Genomic DNA, 17633 nt, shown 5'->3' with positions numbered 1-17633 from the left:
CCGCCGCGCGGTCGATACACTGGTCGACGCTGCCTTCGGGCGGCACGCCGCCTTAGCTCAGTCGGTAGAGCGCTTCACTCGTAATGAAAAGGTCGCGAGTTCGATTCTCGCAGGCGGCTCCACGCACCACCCGCCCCGGACGTCACCCATCCCGGGCATCGATCCCGGCCAGGATGAGGTCCACCCCGGCGAGGAACTGCTCTCGGTCGTCGTGATCCCGCAGGGAGTCGGCCATCGCCCGGACGAAGGGGTACCGCTCCGCGTCGAGGGACGCCCACCGATCCGACTCCCGGCCGAGTGCCGCCGAGCGTCCGGCCGCCTCCGGGTCCTGCGCGTGCAGGCGGGCGTTGGCCGCGTTCTGACCCGCCCCACCGAGGATGTAGCTGAGCAGTGCCGTGGCCGTGTCGAACAGGCGCCCCGGCGGCACGCCCAGGGCGTCGACCTGACGGCCGATCGCGTCGAGCACCGCGATCATCCCCGGCTGACCGAGGCCCCGTGCGAGGTGGGTGGCGACCCACGGGTGGTCGTCGACCGTGTCGAAGACACGAACGGCGATCGCGCGCAGCGCTTCTCGCGGATCCGCGAGATCGTCGATCCCGGTCAGCGTGCGGTCGACGGCGTCGGTGGTCGCCGCGGTGAGCAGATCGTCCTTGTCGGCGACGTGCCAGTAGATCGCGCCCGCCCCGGTCGACAACCGCGCGGCGAGTGCCCGGAAGGTCAGTGCGCTCTCGCCGTCGGCGTCGAGGATCTCCGTCGCCGCGGCGACGATGGCCTCCTTCGACAGCGAGTCGGTACGACGGGCACGCGGGGGCATGCCGACATCTTGACATCTCTGGAACGGCGTTCCAAACTTGCTGGCGAGACTGGAACGCCGTTCCAGGCAACGGAGGGAGTCGGCATGACCACCATCACGATCATCGGGGCGGGTCTCGGCGGGCTGACCCTCGCCCGGGTCCTGCACGTACACGGGATCACCGCGACCGTCTACGAGGCGGAGTCGTCGGCGCAGAGTCGTACGCAGGGTGGCCAGCTCGACATCCACGAGGAGGACGGACAGGCGGCCCTGGCGGCGGCCGGGCTCACCGACGAGTTCCGCGCGATCATCCATTCCGGCGGCCAGGCCACCCGCGTCGTCGACAGCATCGGCACCGTCCTGCTCGACGACGACGCCCCCGAGGACGACGTCGCCACGGGTCGACCCGAGGTCCTGCGGGGCGATCTGCGCCGCATCCTCCTCGAGTCCCTCCCCGACGGCGCGGTCCGGTGGGGGATGAAGGTGGCGTCGGTGACCACCCTCGACGACGGCCGTCACGAGGTGCGGTTCACCGACGGCACCGCGACCGTCACCGACGTGCTCGTCGGTGCGGATGGTGCCTGGTCCCGCGTGCGATCGCTGCTGACCGACGCTGCCCCGCAATACGTCGGCGTGACGTTCGTCGAGACCTACCTGCACGACGTCGACACCGATCACCCGGCGACCGCGGCACTGGCCGGGAGCGGCGCGATGTTCGCGCTGTCCCCCGGACAGGGGATCTCGACCCACCGCGAATCCGGCGGTGTGCTGCACGCCTACTTCCAGCTGCGCCGATCGGCGGACTGGGTCGATGACCTGGAGGCATCGGGCGACGTCCGCGCCCGCGTCGCCGCCGAGTTCGACGGCTGGGCGCCCGAGCTGCTCGCGCTCATCACCGAGACCGCGACACCCCCGGTGATCCGACGGATCCACGAGCTGCCGGAGGGGACACGCTGGGACCGGATCCCGGGGGTGACGCTGATCGGCGACGCCGCCCACCTCGCTCCGCCGGCCGGTGACGGCGCGAATCTGGCCATGCTCGACGGTGCACAGCTCGCGCTGGCGCTGGCGGGGCATCCCGACGACGCCGACCGGGCGATCGCCAAGTATGAGGAGGCGATGGCGGCGCGCACGGCGACGGCGGGGCCCGACGCCCGCGAGATCCTGGAGCTCTGCATCGGCGACTCCGCGCCGTACGGACTCGCGGCGTTCCTCGGGCGGGCGACGGCCGGTCGGTGACGTCGGGCCGGGCTGACTACGCTCGTCGGGTGAGTGTTCTCGTGTGTTTCCACGCCCATCCCGACGACGAGGTCTTCTCGACGGGAGGCACGATCCGTCTGGCCGCCGATGCCGGGCATCGCGTGGTGTTGGTGACCGCCACCGACGGTGCGCTGGGCGAGTTCCCGGACGGGATCCTCGAACCGGGGGAGTCGCTGTTGTCGCGGCGTCGCCGAGAACTGGAGACGTCGGCGGAGGCGCTCGGCGTCCATCGGCTGGTCATGTTCGACTACCCCGACTCGGGGATGGCGGGCACGCCGGAGAACGAGAACCCCGCGGCCTTCTCCAACATCCCGGTCGAGGAGGCGGCCCGCCGTCTCGCCGATGTCCTCGTCGAGGAGTCGGCCGACGTCGTCACCTTCTACGACAGCAACGGTGGGTACGGCCACCCCGACCACATCGCGGTGCACCATGTCGGACGCGCGGCCGCCGAGATGGCCGAGACACCACACCGTTTCGAGAGCGTCGCCAACCGCGACAGCATGAAGGCGATGATGAAGGCCAACCCGGCGTGGACGGAGGACACCCCCGATCTCGACCTTGACTCGTTCGGTGTGCCCGCCTCGGAGATCACCGTCGAGGTCGACGTGACCTCGGTGATCGACGCGAAACGTGCGGCGATGGTCGCCCACGCCACGCAGGTGGGCGACTTCGGCCCGTTCCTCGCGATGCCGATCGAGCTGTTGCGCACCGTCTTCGGGGTCGAGTGGTTCCGTCACGCCGATCTGCGGCAGCGACCGATGGTCGACCGACTGCCGCTCTGACGCGCGTCGGGGTCACCCGATCGTCGCGTGCATCTCCCACACGATGACCTCGGCGCCGGTCGCGCTGGAGACCCTCTGGCCGCCGGAACCGGTGAGACGTACGGCATCGCCCTCGGAGAGTGGACCGACACCTTCCATCTCGACCTCGCCGCGGGCGACGAACACGTGCCCGAGCGGACTGTCGGGCAGGGTGACCGGCTCACCGCCGGGCCGTAGTCGCGCGACGTGCATCGCCGCGAACTTGTTGCGGATGCGGATCGCCGAGTGGTCGACGTGCCCCGGCATGCCCGAGGCCACGGTCACGAGCCCGCCCGAGAGCAATTCGTCGTCGATCTCGAGTTGCTCGTAGGTCGGTGTGATCCCGGATTCGTCGGGGACGACCCACATCTGGATGAAGTGCACGGGGTCGTCGTGACGATCACCGTGGGTGCCGGCGTCGGCGCCGAGGCGCCACGAGTCGTTCTTCTCCGAGTGCAGGATGCCGGTCCCGGCGCTCATCCGCTGCGCCAGGCCGGGATAGATGACGCCCGAGTGTCCCATCGAGTCCTGGTGGACCAGTGATCCCTGCAGCACCCAGGTGACGATCTCCATGTCCCGGTGCGGGTGCGTGTCGAATCCCTGACCGGGCGTGACGATGTCGTCGTTGTTGACCAGCAGCAGCCCGTGGTGGGTGTTGTCGGGGTCGTAGTGCGACGAGAACGAGAACGAGTGGTGGGAGTCCAGCCAGCCGATCTGCGTGGAGTAGCGATCGGCCGCGCGGCGGACGTCGACGAGGGGTGTTGCTGAAGTCATGCGAACCTCACTGGGGGACGACCCTGGGAGACGACACGGCGGGCGTCCCGGTGTCGGAACGCCCGCCGCGGTGGTGAGACCTACTGTGCCAGCTTGCCGGCGAAGGTGACGATGCGCTGCGCCAGATGCTCGAGCGCGGCGACGGTCTCCGGCGCGAGCTCCTCGGTGTTGTTCGGGCCGGTGACGTGGCCGACGCCGTAGGGGTTGCCGTCGGCGAACTTCAGGCCGTCGGTGTAACCCGGGGCGACGACGAGGCCACCCCAGTGCATGATCGTGGTGTAGAGCGCCAGCAGCGTGGCCTCCTGACCGCCGTGCGCGGTCTGGCTGGAGGTGAACCCGGCGTAGGCCTTGTTCGCCAGCTTGCCCTGCGCCCACAGGCCGCCCAGGGTGTCGATGAACGCCTGGAACGGTCCGGCGGTGTTGCCGAAGCGGGTGGGCGAACCGAGGATCACGCCGTCGGCCCAGACGATGTCGTCACCGGTCGCGGCCGGGAGATCCTTGGTGGCCTCGTAGTTGGCGGTCCACGCGGGGTTCTCGGCGAACACCGACGGGTCGGTGGTCTCGGCGATGTGGCGCACGCGCACCTCGGCGCCGGCGGCCTGTGCGGCCTCCTCGAGCTTCTTCGCCATCGTGGTGCCGTGCCCGGTCGCGGAGTAGTAGATGATCGCGATCTTCGTCATCAGGGTGTCCCTCACCTCTCGTCGTCTGTCTGTCCCCGACCACGCTACCGAAGTTGATTGCGATGTCAACTACTTCGTCTAGACTGGGACCCATGGATGAGGTCCGATGGCTCTCGGAGGACGAACAGCGCAGTTGGCGCGCCTACCTCGACGCCACGCGCATGCTGCTCGCCCGTCTGGACCACCAGCTGCAGCGCGACGCCGGCATCTCGCTCACCGACTTCGAACTGCTGGTGACGTTGTCGGAGGCCGAGGGCGGTCAGATGCGGATGTCGTCCCTCGCGGATGCGACGATGGCGACCCGCAGCGGCGTGACCAGGGCGATCAGCCGACTCGTCGACCTGGGGTGGGTGGAGCGGCGCCCCTGTCCCAGTGATCGGCGCGGTCAGGTCGCGGTCCTGACCGACGCCGGGCGGGCCAAGCTGCAGGTCACCAGTCCCGGTCACGTGAACCAGGTGCGGCGGCTGCTGTTCGACAGCCTCAGTCCGCGCGACGTCGACCGGATCGGGCAGGTGTTCGGCGAGGTGCGGGACCACATCGCCGACGACACGACGCCTGTCGCAGCGCAGGGATGATTGCACCGGCAACAACCTGAGGCCGGTCGAGATGCGCGGGGCCGCGGAGCGCCGCACACCGCGACCGCGGCGTCGGCGAGATGCGAGGACGCGCATCCGGTGAGGATCCACCATGGACCGTTCCCCAGAACCCCCGTTCGACGTCCCCGTGATCGACATCAGCGCAGCGACCGGTGGCGGTTCCCCGCGTGAGGTCGCCGCGGTGGTCGACGCCGTCGACGACGCCTGCCGTCGGGTCGGCTTCATGCAGATCCGGGGCCACGGCATCCCGGACTCCGTGACGCACGGTCTGGCTGACGCCATCGACGCCTTCTTCGGTCTCCCGATCGACGCGAAGAAGACCTGGCGGGTGGCGGGCGCGAACCGCGGCTACAGCCCACCGGCGAGCGAATCGCTGTCGCTCAGCCTGGGTGTGGCGGCGGCCTCGGGCATGAACGACTTCTTCGAGGCCTACAACGTCGGGGTCGAGGCGGCGTCCTTCCCCGACCTCGATCTGTCGGAGTCGGACTACGGCACCAACGTCTGGCCGCAGGTCGAGGGCTTCCGGTCGCAGGTGCAGGCCTACTTCGACGAGGCGTCGCGCGTGGCCCGGGCGCTCACCACGATCTTCGCCGCGGCGTTGGGTGTGCCCGACGAGTTCTTCCCGTCGATCGCCGACCACTCCATCGATGTGCTGCGGATGAACAACTACGCGCTTCCCGAGGGGACGGTCACGCTCGACGGCGATCTCACGGGCATGGGGGAGCACACCGACTTCGGCATCGTCACGGTGTTGTGGGCCGACCAGGTCGCGGGGCTGCAGGTCCTGGGTTCGGAACGGCAGTGGCACGACGTGGCACCGGTGGACGATGCGTTGCTCGTCAACCTCGGTGATCTCACCGCGCGCCTCACCGGCGACCGGTGGATGTCGACGCTGCACCGCGTGAAGCCCCCGATCGTGGACGGGACCATCCGCCGCCGGCGGTCGGCCGCGTTCTTCCACGACGGCAATCCCGACGCCGTCGTCAGCACGCTGCGCGGGTGGGAGGGCGAGGGGATCCCCTACGAGCCGATCACCGTGCGCGACCACATCGCGGCGAAACTGGCCGGGTCCCGCCAGGGGACGTCGAACAGCGGCGCGGTCCGCGAGGCGGATCGCGTCCGCAGCGCGGTGCGATCGGCCGGCTGACCGGGGTCGCTCAGCGCTCCGCGTCGTCGCGGGCGCCGTCGAGCCGTCCGACGATGCGGCGCAGGGTCTGGATCTCCTCGGCGTCGAGGACGCCGAAGGCGGGTGGCGCGGGGTCCGGGGTGGTCATCGCGGAGTGCAGCACCGCGCGACCGGCCTCGGTGACCGACACGATCTTGCGCCGCCGGTTCTCCGGGTCGACATGACGCGCCACCAGACCGTCGCGCTCGAGGTGCGTCATGGCCACCGATGCGGCGGGCGCGTCGATGCCGACCGCCTCGGCGAGTTCGGACACCGAGCGGGGCTGCGCCGCGATGCGGCGCAACAGTCGGATCTGGTTGAACGCCAGACCGGTCCGCTCGGTGACGGCCTTCTTCCACGCCCCGCGGTTGTCGATCACGAAGTGCGCCATGAGCTGCCACGCCTCGTCGGCCGGATCCGACGTGCGCGCAGCGGCCCAGTGTCCGGCCCGCGTGCCCGACTCCACGTCAGACCCGTTCCGGGACGGGCGCCGACGCCGCCGGCACGGTCGCCTCGTCGCCGAAGAGGTAGGCGATGCGCTGGGTCGTGCGGTCTGCCCACGCGGTGGTGCTGATCAGGCCGAGTGCGGCGATGACGACCGCGAACACCGCCGTGATCCACCACAGGGGTGCGATCGCGTCGGTGAACGTCACGCCGCTCGCGGCGATCGCCGACCCGGCGACCGAACCGCTGATCGCCACACCGAGACTGACCCCGAGCTGGCGGCTGGTGGACGCGACCGCCGAGGCGGCGCCCGCCCGCTCGCGCGGCATCCCGCTGACCGCGGATGTGGTGATCGGTGCGTTGACGAAGGCGAACCCCATCCCGAACACGAAGAACGTCGCGATCACCTGCCAGACCGGGGTGGTCGGGGTGAGGAACGTCAGCAGGACGGAGCCCGCCGCGAGCAGGGGTCCCGCGGCCAGCAGCGACGGCCGCGTCCCGTACCTGCCCACGAGCCGCCCGGAGACGGGCGAGAAGACCAGGGTCGCGACCGCGATCGGCAGGTACAACATGCCGGCGTGGATCGCGGAGTAGCCGCGCACGTTCTGCAGGTAGCTCGACATCAGGAACAGGAAGGCGCCGTAGGCGGCGAACGCCATGACCCCGACCACCGTCGCCGTGGAGAACGGCACGCTGCGGAAGAAGCGCACGTCGATGAACGGTGTGTGGTGCCGCAGCTCCCAGGCGATGAAGCCCACCAGGCCCGCGATCCCGACGGCGAACAGCGCCAGGGTCCGCGGGTCCGACCAGCCCATGTTCGGTCCCTCGATGAGCCCCGACACGATCGTCGCCATGAAGAGGATGCCGAGGACCTGACCGACCGGGTCCAGGCGTCGGACCGTCGACGCCTTCGACTCGGGCACGTAGATCGCCGAGAGGACGATCGCCGCCGCGCAGATCGGCAGGTTGATCCAGAACACCGACTGCCACCGCAGGGTGTCGATGAGGACGCCGCCGACGATCGGCCCGAGAGCCATCGAGATGCCGACGACCGCACCCCACACGCCGACCGCCTTGGCGCGTTCCTGCTTGCCGGTGAACACCTGCGTGATGATCGACATCGCCACCGGGTTGAGCATCGACCCGCCGATGGCCTGCAGGAACCGTGCCCCGATGAGCATGTCGACGCTGGTCGCGAGGCTGCAGAGCAGCGATCCGACGGCGAAGACGGTCAGCCCGATCTGGAACACGCGCCGGCGGCCGAAGCGGTCGGCCGTCGCGCCGGAGAGCAGCAGGAGGCTCGCGACGGTCAGCGTGTAGATGTCGATCACCCACTGCAGCCCGGACACCGACGCGCCGAGGTCGCGGCGGATGTCGGGGAGGGCGACGTTGAGGATGGTGACGTCCATCGAGACGATCAGCAGGCTCAGGCAGCAGGTGGCCAGGATGATCGTCTTCCGGCGTGCGGTGAGTTCTTGACCCATGGCAACCATTGTGAAACTACAAGTGTTGGCCGTGCAACCCGGACATTGCCGTCACGGGGTGGTGTGCGACGCCCAGATCCGCTCGCCGGCGTCGTCGAGTCGGCCTGTCGGAAACAGGCCGAGCGCCGCTGCCACGTGCTCGGACGCCTCATGACCCGGGGCGATGTGGGCGACGAATCGTCTCGGGTGGAACTCCGAGGTGATCACATCAACGAACGCACGCATCATCTCCGTCGCGACACCCTGGCCGTGGTGGTCGGGGTGAACGGTGTAGCCGACGACGCAATCGGGCGCGCCGGCATCGTCGTCCGTCGTGATCGTGCCCTGACAGTGGCCGATCAGGCTGCCGGTGTCGCGGTGTCGCACGACGTGGTTGATCCACAGGTGTCGCGGGTCCGGGGATCCCGCCAACCACCGCTCGACCCGGCCGCGGGCCTCGCCGTGGTCGGCCGGGGCGCCGCCGATGACGACGTACAGCTCCGGACGGATCACCAACGCGACGAAGTCGTCCACGTCCTGCTCGCCCACCGGGGCGAGGGTCAGGCGGGAGGTGTGGGCGATCACGCGGGCCTCTCGGGATCGGGTGGGGCGGTGCCCGCCTACGGTAGGTGTCACGACGGCGTGCGGCGACGAGGGACGGGACGGACATGGCGGGAGCTCTCGACGGGATCGTCGTGGCCGACTTCAGTCGGGTGCTCGCCGGGCCGTACACGACGATGCTGATGGCCGACCTCGGTGCCGAGGTCGTGAAGATCGAACGACCGGGAACAGGCGACGACACCCGGTCGTGGGGGCCGCCGCATCTCGAGGTGCCGGGCCCCGACGGACCCGAACAGATGGCCACCTACTTCGCGTCGGTCAACCGCAACAAGCGGTCGGTCGCCCTCGACCTGTCCACCGATGACGGGCGTGACGCGGCGTTCGAGATCGTGCGGGGTGCCGACGTCGTCATCGAGAACTTCCGGGCGGGGACCATGGAGCGTCTCGGACTCGGGTACGACGACCTCGTCGCGGTGAAGCCGGACCTGATCTACTGCGCCATCACCGGTTTCGGTCGCGACGCGGGCGCATCGATCCCCGGGTACGACCTGCTGATCCAGGCCATGAGCGGGTTGATGAGCATCACCGGTGAGCCCGGCGGCCCGCCGGTCAAGGTCGGTGTCGCCGTCGTCGACGTCCTCACCGGAGCGCATGCGATGGCAGGGATCCTGGCGGCGCTGCGACACCGGGACCGCACCGGCGAGGGCCAACGCGTCGATCTCGACCTGCTGTCGGTCGCGCTGGCGACGATGTCGAACCAGACCACCGCTTACCTCGCGGCCGACGTCGTGCCGACGGCGATGGGGAGCCGACACCCGAGCATCGTCCCGTACGAGGTCCTGCCCACCGCGGACCGTCCACTGGCGGTGGCGGTCGGCAACGACGTCCAGTTCCGGCGCTTCGTCGAGACGATCGGCGCCGCGGACCTCGCGGACGATGCGCGGTTCGTGACCAACTCCGACCGTGTCGCCCACCACGACGCGCTGATCGAGGCGGTCGCGCCGGCGCTCGCCCGGCACGGCGCCGACCACTGGTTCGACGCGCTCACCGGGGCCGGTGTCCCGGCGGGACCGATCAACGACATGGCCGAGGCGTTCGACTTCGCGCGGTCGGTGGGCATCGACCCGACGGCGCGGATCGGGGATGTCGCGCAGCCCACCGTGCGCAACCCGATCGGTCTGTCGGCGACGCCGGCGACCTACCGGATGCCGCCCCCGGTGCTCGGATCATCCGACGCTGCAGCAGGATCCGACCGCAGCAGTCCGTAGACGACGACGTCGTGGCGGATCCCGCCGTTGCCGAGGTGTGCCTCCCGCAGGACCCCCTCCTGTCGCATCCCGCAGCGCACCGCCACCGCGCGGGACGCGGCGTTGGTCGCGAAGGCGTCGATCGTGACGCGATGGGCACCGACCGACCACGCGAAGTCGATGAGCAGTCGTGTCGCCCGCGTGGCGATGCCGCGCCCTCGCGCGGCCGGCGACACCATGTAGCCGATCGCGACGACGTCACTGTCCTCGTCGTGGACTCGCAGGTGGCAGGTGCCCAGCAGGTCGTCGTCGTCGCCCTCGGTGATCGCCACCACGAAGCCCGGCCACACCTGCGCGGATGCCCGGTCGACGAACTCCACGGCGTCCTGGCGGCGGTACGGGCTGGGGACGGTCGTGAACCGTTGCGACACAGGGTCCGACGCGCACTCGAGGACGGCGTCGACGTCATGGGCCTCGAGGGGGCGCAGTTCCACGACGTCGTCGGCGATGGTCGGGATCCGACGCGGCCAGTCGAGGCTCACGTGAGTTCACCCCCGGTCCGTCGGAGGGCCTGCAGGAGGTCATCGACGACGGGTTCCCCGGACGGTCGTCGACGGTCCGAGGCCCGCCCCCGGACGATGCCGCAGACGGGGACCCGCAACCGTCCGCTCGACTCGCGGAGTCCCGCGAGGGCCTGCGCGTGCGGTTCGTCGTAGAGGACGGTCCACGCATCCGGACGGTTCACCAGCTCGAGCGTGGCGGTGTGGTCGCTGGGGACGGGGTCGCCGTAGCGCGGTGTCAGTCCCGCTGCGGCGAAGGCGGATTCGACGATCCCGTGCAGCAGGACCTGCTGCCGACGCGGTGGCAGGAGCAGCGGATAGGGCGCGAGGTCGTCGAGGGTGACGGTGTCGTTCCTGGCCAGGGGATGTCGCTTGGCGACGGCGACCACGAGGTCCTCCACCCACAGCGGGTGGACGGTGACGCGGTGGTCGTCGAGGTCGCCGCGGATCAGGGCGATGTCGACGTCACCGGACACGACCGCGTCGACGCGCTGGGTGAAGTCCTTGAGCACGAACTCGATCTCGACCTCGGTGTGCTCGTCGCGGACGTCGGAGATGGCGGCCAACGCCCGTTCGGCGAAGGACATGTTCGCGGCGAGCCGGATCCGCGACGTGCGTTCCCGCACCACCGCGTAGGCGCGGTCGGTGAGAGCGAGGATCTGTTCGGCCACGGGCAGCAGCCGGCGTCCCGCATCCGTGATCGTCACCGACCGCGTCGAGCGCTCGAGCAGGGTGACGCCCAGGTCGCGCTCGAGCCGCGCCACCTGATGACTGATCGCCGACTGCGACATGTAGAGCCGCTCGGCGGCCCGGGAGAAGCTCAGGTCGCCGCACACCGCCACGAAGTAGGTCAGCTGTCGGATCTCCACCGGGCGACCCTACCGCCATTGATCGACGATCGAGATAGATGTCATCGGAGAAATGCGCTGGTCGGACGGATGAAACGCCGTCAGCATGGGCGTTGTCGATGATGAAACGCGAAGTTCTCTGATCGACGAGACGGTGAGGAGATGGTCATGGGTGCACCGCAGTACGACGTGGTGGTGGTCGGATCGGGGTTCGGTGGTGTCGCCGCCGCCCGTCGGCTCGCGCGGTCGGACAAGTCGGTGCTGATGATCAGCTCCGTGGCGCAGTACCTCTTCCAGCCGCTGCTGTACCAGGTCGCGACAGGTGTCCTCGACGCCGACACCGTCTCGCCCGCCGCTGCGGACTCGGTCGATACGAAGATCGACGTCGTCGAGGGCACGGTCACCGCGATCGACCCCGACGCGCACAGCGTGACCTACACCGGAGCCGACCGTGAGCAGCAGGCCGGGTACTCGTCGCTGATCGCCGCGACCGGTGCGTCGCAGTCGTACTTCGGTCACGACGAGTACGCGCACCGGACGTTCTCGCTGAAGACCCGCGAGGACGCCGTCGCATTGCGTGAGCAGCTCGTCCGCAATTTCGCCCGGCCCGACGACCGCTCCGCGTCGAGCTACGTGGTGGTCGGTGCGGGTGCCACAGGCGTCGAGCTGGCCGGTGAGATCGCCGGGCTCGCCCGCCGCCACCAGCGCGCGGACGTGTCCATCACCCTCGTCGAGGGTGTCGGTGAGGTGCTGCCCGTGTTCGGCGGCCGCCTGAGCCGGTATGCGAAGAAGACCCTCGAGGCCGCCGGTGTGGACGTGGTGCTGAAGTCGCTCGTCACCGACATCGACGACGGCGTCGTCACCGTCGACATCGAGAAGGGCGCTGCGACACGGCGGATCGCGTCGGACACCGTGATCTGGGCCGCCGGGGTGTCGGCGTCGCCGTTCGCGGCGGTGCTGGCGGAGGCCACCGGATGTGACACCGACCGCGCCGGCCGGTTGCTCGTCAACCCGGATCTGACGGTCGGCGGGTACGCGGACATCTACGCGATCGGCGACATGACGTCGCTGAAGGGCTACCCCGGGCAGAGCCCGGTCGCGATGCAGGAAGGCCGCCACGCGGCCGACACCATCACCCGAAAGATCGGTCCCGGGACGCCGTTCCGCTACTTCGACAAGGGCAGCATGTCGATCATCGGGCGCGGCAAGGCCGTCCTGCAGGGACCGGTCGGCCCGGGCATCAGCGGGTTGCCGGCCTGGGGTGCCTGGCTCGCGGTGCACCTGTACTACCTGTCGGGCGTGGGCAATCGCATCGACGCGATCGGCCGGTGGTTCGGCGCCTACGGTGCCAATCGCCGTCCGGCCCTGACCGCCGCGCAGCGTGCACAGGAGCGTGAGCCGGAGCGTGTCGCGGGCTGATCAGCCCCCGAAAAGCAGGTAGAGGCCCAGGAAGGTGTAACCCACCATCGTGAGCATCAGCGCCAGCTGCCCCGTCAGGCGATGTCGACGGGGCAGCAGGCGTAACGAGGCGTCGTGGGCGCTGACCACCGCCGCGATGTGTCCGCCGACGACGAACACCAGCTTGAGCGTCGAGGACACGGTCGGGTGCTCGCTGAGGACGTACTCGGGGTGGATGTCACCCAGCCACAACACGTTCCACCCTCGTCCCAGAGGGTCGCCCAAGGAGGCGATCACCGCCTGGCTGCGTTCGACGATGTAGTTCAGATAATGGGCGAGGATGTAGCCCACCACGATCGGGATCAGGGTGTGCGCCATCCGCCCGGGGAGGCGGCGACGCTGCTCGGGTGTGACGCCGCCGGTCGCGCGGGTCGCCGCCCAGAACGTCACCGCCACCACGGCGACGAAGACCCCCAGCGCGGCGGTGGAGACGAGCGTCGCGGCGGCGCTGCCCTCACCCAGACCGTCGATCCACCGGCGCCACACGGGAAAAGCGGAGAAACTGTCGAACGCGGTGGAACCCAGGAGCACGGCCATCACCGCGAGCATCCCCGGCCGATCCGGCAGGGTCGTCAGGTGCGCGAGGGGATTGCCCAGGACCACACGGCCGGTGTCACGGTCCCGTCGGAACGGGGCGATCCGTGAGGCGACCACGCTGTAGGTCTCGAACGGATCGGTCCGGGCGAACCACCTGGTCCCGAACGACCACCACCCTGCGAGCATGACGACGACGTAGAGCGCCAGCCAGATCCGCACCGCCAGAACCGAGTCGGGGTCCGGCGATGCCAGTTCCAGCCACACGAACGCGAGCAGTCCGAGGGCGGCGGGTCGATGACCCCACGACTGCGGGTAGGTCCGGGTCGGGGCGCGGTGCACCGCCGAGGTGAGGAACCGCAGTGGAGAGACGACCCGCCACACCGGCCCGATAAGCACCGACAGGACGACTAAGCCGACCCACAGCAGGATGTAGAAGGCACCCGGGAGCGGGTTCTCGTCGGCGTCCGACGGACCGGCGACCGCGGCCAGCAGGATCCACAGGGTCAGCAGCAGCGCGAGCGCCGCGACGACACCGCGCACGACACGGGAGTCGACGGCGCGCGTCAGCGAGGCCGGTAGTCGGACGCCAGCGCGGTCGGGGTCGAGCCTCGGTGACTTCCAGGCGAAGGCGACGATCGCGAACGACGCGGTGAGCGCCCACGCCCCGCCGATCAGCGCATAGGTGTACGGCAGAGGGAGATACTCCGCGCCGAGTCCGTGCGCGGAGAACACGGTGTCGCTCATCGCCGGTCGTCGTCACCCGCGTCGCGCGTACCCCCGTCGCCGGTACCCCAGTCCTCGAGCGGCAGCTCGTCGCCCTCGTCGTCGCCCCGTCGCCGGTCGCGGACGGCGATCGCCACGATCACCCCGACCAGGAGCACGGCGGGGACGAACGCGGGCAGGGCGAGGAGCAGTGAGTGACTGGCGAGGGTGGCCGTCACGGGCGGGGTTCCACGGGTTCGCGATCCCGGGAACGCGCGGGCAGGGCGTCGGCACGGTTGATCCGGGCGGCACCCCAGGCCAGCGCGGTGATGAGGATGATCGAACAGACCAGCACCACCAGCGACGCCGCACCGTACAACCAGCTCGGGTAGTGGAAGGTCCTCTCGCGCTGCAGGATCGAGATCTCCTTGACGAACGGCCGTGTCATCTGCGGCTCCGCCGTCACCTCCCGCGCGCCGATCCCGGGGTCCGAGGGCAGGTAGATGGGCACCGCGGTCATCGTGGTCCCGTCCTGCACCCGCAGCAGGGTCTTCCACGAGCCGGAGGTCGGGAACGACTGCGTCGAGCGGTACAGCCCGGGTCCGATCTTCTCGAGCGGATCGATGAGCAGGCCGCGCGACTTGTCCAGTCCCCCTTGCCAGGACAGGATCGTCACCCACTCGGGGTCGTCCGAGACGAGGTCGGTGGGGGAGAGGGCGACGACGGCCGTCGCGCGGGTCTCGCCGTCGACCGACGCCGCCGGTGTCAGCGTCATCGACGCCCGCGCGTCGGACGGGACCTCGACGCGCAGTCCGTTCGCGACGGCGCCCCCGATGACGAGGACGGTGAGGGCGACGGCGACCCCTGCGAGCTTCGGCCGGGGAAGACGTTCTCCGGTGAGGACGATCCCCATCAGAGCACCGCAGATCCCCATCGCAACGGCCACCGGCACGGCCATCGCCAGTGCCTCGCCCCACATGCTCGTGGGCCACGGGTAGTGGTAGACCCCGTCGATCCAGAACGACTCGAGCCACAGCCCGATCGTGCCGACGCCGAGACCCGCGACGACGCCGAACAGCACCGGGCGACGGACCAGCGCCGTCAGCCCGATGAGCTCGACGACCAGCGCGGGTCCGATGTAGAGCGCGAAGACGTTGAGGGGCGCACCCAACCCGGGTCCGACGACGAGCGCGACGGCACCGCGGATGAGGGCCGCGGACACCGCTGCGATGAGTGCCGCGCCGCGACCGAGGGTGATGCGGGCCGCGACCAGCGCGAACGCGGCGGCGCCCGCGATCATCATGGGCTGCAAGACCAGTCGGAACTGCTCGATGCCGAAGTCGTACTCGATCTGGAAGACCGACAGGCCGATGAGGAGGCCGCCGAATGCGGTGCAGCGCATCACCCACACCCCGCGGGAGTCCGGAGGCGCGGCGTCGCCCATCGCGGCGCGGCCCTCACGTTCCAGCAGCAACAGCGCCATCAGTGACGTGCCGGCACCACCGATCAGCATGAGATGGGTGGGTCCCCAGAGCGTGACGTCCTGACCGAAGATGCGGTGCCAGATGTCGTCGAGCGGGAAGCCGATCAGTGCGTACAGTCCGCACCCCGCGAGCAGCACGCCGCCCACCGGTGCGTACCAGGTGCGGGTGATCCGGATGGCGGCACGGCCGGGCCGTTCGAACGGCAGGAAGATCGACAGCATGCCCGCGATGAACAGGAAGAACAGGCCCACCAGGATGAAGTAATGGGCGGGGTTCGCCAGGGGGCCGGCATCGCGCCCCTTGCCGACGTGCAGGCTGACGTCCCAGAGGAACCCGAAGAGCGCGCAGATGATCGTCGAGATGAACATGCCGACCGGCAGCGCCGCCCAGCCCGGGCGGTTGATCGTCCGTCCGGCCCACGCGCCCAGTCGCGCCAGCCAGGTGATCTTGTGCGTGCGGTGTCGCCAGCCGATCCACAGCAGGGCGACGGAGACGACGGCTGCCGCCGCACTCATCCCGAAGACCTGATCGAGCGCGGCGCCGCCGCCCTCGGACCCCGGCGCCGCCAGGACCACACCAACCGTCGTTGTCATGGTTCGAATGGTGCCCGGTCAGAGCGCCCGAAGGAAGCGTTTCGCGGGATTCGCCCGGTTGTCGAGCCGGGTCAGGACTCGGCGGTCGCCAACCCGGGGTCGACGGCCTGGCCGGCCTCCACTCGGGCGGCGTGGAAGTCCTTCGACCGGATCAGCACCGCCGAGCACACGGCTGCCGCACCCGCGATGCACGCGGCGATGAGCAGGATGAGGTCGAGCGCGTCGGCGTACCCGCGACCGGCCCGGTCGGCCACCAGTTCACGGAGCGGAGCGGGCACCGAGGCGATGACCTGACCCGCGGCGCCGTTGGCGACGGCATCCCCGATCTCGCGTCCCCTCTCGGCGAGCGGTGTCCCCGCCAGGGCCTGCTGGACGTTGTCGCTGAGGCGGGAGGCGAGCAGGCTGCCGAGGAGCGCGACGCCGGTGGCGATCCCGATCTGTCGGAACGTCGAGTTCATCCCCGACGCCATGCCTGCGCGCGCCTGCTCCACCACGCCGACCGCCGTCGACGCCAGCGGGACGTTGATGAGACCGGTCCCGATCCCGGCGACGACGAAACCGGGCACGAACTGGGTCCAGCCGCCGGTGGGATCCGTGCCGCGCATGAGCAACAGGCCCACGCCGACCAGGACGAACCCGGGCGTGATGAGCCAGCGCGCGGGCACCTTGTCCGAGAGTCGACCGGCGATCGCCGCGGCGACGAAGACGAGTCCGGAGAACGGCAGGAAGTACAGCCCGGCCTGCAGCGCCGAATATCCCATCGTGCCCTGCAGGTAGATGACGATGTAGGTCAGCAGCGAGAACATGGCCGCCGAGATGGCCCATGCCGCGATCAGGCCACCGGTGAACGTCGGGACCCGGAACAGCGAGGCGTCGACCATCGGTTCGGCCACCATCCGTTCGATCACCGCGAACGCGACCAGCAGGACCGCGGCGGCGATCAGGGACCCCGAGACCTGCAGCGAACCCCACCCGTCGGCGTGGCTGCGGATCAACCCGAACACCAGGAACGCCAGTGCGGCACTGAAGGTCACGCATCCGAGCCAGTCGATCCTGTGGGTGCCCGGCGCCTTCGACTCGTCGACCCCGACGATCGTGATGATCAGTGCGATCACGCCGACCGGGATGTTGACGAAGAAGATCCAGTGCCAGGACAGGCCGGTGGTGAGGACGCCGCCGAGGACCGGGCCCACGGCGACCGACACGCCGGTGACGGCGCCGAAGACGCCGAAGGCGGTGCCGCGCTCGCGCGGGGCGAAGGCCTGGGCGAGCAGCGCGAGAGCCGTCGCGAACATGATCGCGCCGCCGACGCCCTGCGCCAGGCGGGCGATGATCAGCGTGAGGATGTTCGGGGCCAGGCCGCAGGCGAGTGACCCGACCGTGAACACGACGATCCCCGTCGCGAAGACCAGGCGTCGGCCGACGATGTCGGCGATCGTGCCCGACGTGAGCAGCAGCGCGGCCAGCGACAGCGCGTACGCGTCGACGACCCACTGCAGGTCCGACAGGTTCGAGTCGAGGTCCTTCTGGATGTCGGGGAGCGCGACGTTCACGATCGTGACGTCGAGCAGGAGCATGAAGACGCCGGTGCACACGGCGGTCAGGGTGAGCCACTTGCGGGCCATGGTGCCTCCAGGTCTGAGTGCGTGCTCAGGAAAGATCGCATAT

The 17633-nt window shown here is 69.9% G+C and carries 18 protein-coding genes and 1 tRNA gene; 7 read left to right on the top strand and 12 right to left on the bottom strand.

Translation table 11 applies throughout. From position 1 onward, the window contains the following. Window positions 1-46: 46 nt before the first annotated feature. Window positions 47-122: transfer RNA gene (locus tag LX14_RS04830), tRNA-Thr, on the top strand. 20 nt (window positions 123-142) lie between these two features. On the opposite strand, the gene LX14_RS04825 is transcribed toward LX14_RS04830, so the two are convergent. Beyond that, window positions 143-814 (bottom strand): TetR/AcrR family transcriptional regulator, encoded by a 672-nt coding sequence (locus LX14_RS04825; protein ID WP_253646125.1) that lies wholly within the window; start codon window positions 812-814, stop codon window positions 143-145. An 84-nt stretch (window positions 815-898) separates the two neighbouring features. Between LX14_RS04825 and LX14_RS04820 the strand changes: the two genes are divergently transcribed. Together LX14_RS04820 and LX14_RS04815 are read left to right on the top strand one after the other, a co-directional pair. Next, a complete protein-coding gene (locus LX14_RS04820) occupies window positions 899-2032 on the top strand; it encodes an FAD-dependent oxidoreductase (RefSeq protein ID WP_253646124.1) in 1134 nt (377 codons plus the stop codon). Between the two features lie 29 nt (window positions 2033-2061). Next, window positions 2062-2835 (top strand): PIG-L deacetylase family protein, encoded by a 774-nt coding sequence (locus LX14_RS04815; protein WP_253646123.1) that lies wholly within the window; start codon window positions 2062-2064, stop codon window positions 2833-2835. Window positions 2836-2847: 12 nt separating this feature from the next. Here LX14_RS04815 and LX14_RS04810 read toward each other — a convergent pair whose 3' ends face one another. Together LX14_RS04810 and LX14_RS04805 are read right to left on the bottom strand one after the other, a co-directional pair. Continuing rightward, window positions 2848-3627, bottom strand: a complete 780-nt coding sequence (locus LX14_RS04810; protein WP_253646122.1) for a pirin family protein — start codon at window positions 3625-3627, stop codon at window positions 2848-2850. An 80-nt stretch (window positions 3628-3707) separates the two neighbouring features. Continuing rightward, entirely contained in the window at window positions 3708-4307 is a 600-nt protein-coding gene (locus LX14_RS04805; protein ID WP_253646121.1) for a flavodoxin family protein, read from the bottom strand. A 92-nt stretch (window positions 4308-4399) separates the two neighbouring features. Between LX14_RS04805 and LX14_RS04800 the strand changes: the two genes are divergently transcribed. Next, window positions 4400-4882 (top strand): MarR family winged helix-turn-helix transcriptional regulator, encoded by a 483-nt coding sequence (locus LX14_RS04800; protein WP_253646120.1) that lies wholly within the window; start codon window positions 4400-4402, stop codon window positions 4880-4882. 112 nt (window positions 4883-4994) lie between these two features. Continuing rightward, entirely contained in the window at window positions 4995-6050 is a 1056-nt protein-coding gene (locus LX14_RS04795; protein WP_253646119.1) for an isopenicillin N synthase family dioxygenase, read from the top strand. 10 nt (window positions 6051-6060) lie between these two features. Here the strand turns inward: LX14_RS04795 and LX14_RS04790 are convergent, their stop codons facing one another. Genes LX14_RS04790 through LX14_RS04780 form a run of 3 tightly spaced genes read right to left on the bottom strand, consistent with a single transcriptional unit; the run spans window position 6061 to window position 8560 of the window. After that, on the bottom strand, window positions 6061-6534 hold the full coding sequence (locus LX14_RS04790; protein WP_253646118.1) for a MarR family winged helix-turn-helix transcriptional regulator: 474 nt from the start codon (window positions 6532-6534) through the stop codon (window positions 6061-6063). A 1-nt stretch (window position 6535) separates the two neighbouring features. Continuing rightward, entirely contained in the window at window positions 6536-8005 is a 1470-nt protein-coding gene (locus LX14_RS04785; protein WP_372505250.1) for an MFS transporter, read from the bottom strand. Window positions 8006-8047: 42 nt separating this feature from the next. Next, window positions 8048-8560: a GNAT family N-acetyltransferase gene (locus LX14_RS04780; protein ID WP_253646116.1), complete on the bottom strand. Its 513-nt coding sequence runs from the start codon at window positions 8558-8560 to the stop codon at window positions 8048-8050. A gap of 83 nt (window positions 8561-8643) precedes the next feature. Here LX14_RS04780 and LX14_RS04775 point away from each other — a divergent pair, with 83 nt between their 5' ends. Continuing rightward, window positions 8644-9804: a CaiB/BaiF CoA transferase family protein gene (locus LX14_RS04775; protein WP_253646115.1), complete on the top strand. Its 1161-nt coding sequence runs from the start codon at window positions 8644-8646 to the stop codon at window positions 9802-9804. Here LX14_RS04775 and LX14_RS04770 read toward each other — a convergent pair. Both LX14_RS04770 and LX14_RS04765 read right to left on the bottom strand, forming a co-directional pair. Continuing rightward, a complete protein-coding gene (locus tag LX14_RS04770) occupies window positions 9735-10325 on the bottom strand; it encodes a GNAT family N-acetyltransferase (RefSeq protein ID WP_253646114.1) in 591 nt (196 codons plus the stop codon). The genes LX14_RS04775 and LX14_RS04770 overlap by 70 nt on opposite strands. Next, window positions 10322-11212 (bottom strand): LysR family transcriptional regulator, encoded by an 891-nt coding sequence (locus LX14_RS04765; protein ID WP_253646113.1) that lies wholly within the window; start codon window positions 11210-11212, stop codon window positions 10322-10324. Before LX14_RS04765 ends, LX14_RS04770 begins: the two co-directional genes overlap by 4 nt. Window positions 11213-11359: 147 nt before the next feature. Between LX14_RS04765 and LX14_RS04760 the strand changes: the two genes are divergently transcribed. Continuing rightward, window positions 11360-12610 (top strand): NAD(P)/FAD-dependent oxidoreductase, encoded by a 1251-nt coding sequence (locus tag LX14_RS04760; RefSeq protein ID WP_253646112.1) that lies wholly within the window; start codon window positions 11360-11362, stop codon window positions 12608-12610. Here the strand turns inward: LX14_RS04760 and LX14_RS04755 are convergent, their stop codons facing one another. The 4 genes from LX14_RS04755 to LX14_RS04740 form a co-directional block, all read right to left on the bottom strand. Then, on the bottom strand, window positions 12611-13930 hold the full coding sequence (locus LX14_RS04755) for a hypothetical protein (protein ID WP_253646111.1): 1320 nt from the start codon (window positions 13928-13930) through the stop codon (window positions 12611-12613). It abuts the gene before it with no gap. Continuing rightward, window positions 13927-14127 (bottom strand): hypothetical protein, encoded by a 201-nt coding sequence (locus LX14_RS04750; RefSeq protein WP_253646110.1) that lies wholly within the window; start codon window positions 14125-14127, stop codon window positions 13927-13929. The genes LX14_RS04755 and LX14_RS04750 overlap by 4 nt, the downstream gene beginning before the upstream one ends. Continuing rightward, window positions 14124-15965, bottom strand: coding sequence for a hypothetical protein (locus LX14_RS04745; protein ID WP_253646109.1), 1842 nt, complete (start codon window positions 15963-15965; stop codon window positions 14124-14126). Before LX14_RS04745 ends, LX14_RS04750 begins: the two co-directional genes overlap by 4 nt. A 71-nt stretch (window positions 15966-16036) precedes the next feature. Then, a complete protein-coding gene (locus LX14_RS04740; protein ID WP_253646108.1) occupies window positions 16037-17590 on the bottom strand; it encodes an MFS transporter in 1554 nt (517 codons plus the stop codon). Window positions 17591-17633: the final 43 nt, after the last annotated feature.

It is taken from the genome of Williamsia deligens (assembly GCF_024171765.1).
Classification (GTDB): domain Bacteria; phylum Actinomycetota; class Actinomycetes; order Mycobacteriales; family Mycobacteriaceae; genus Williamsia_A; species Williamsia_A deligens.
This window is presented reverse-complemented; position numbering and strand designations above follow the sequence as displayed.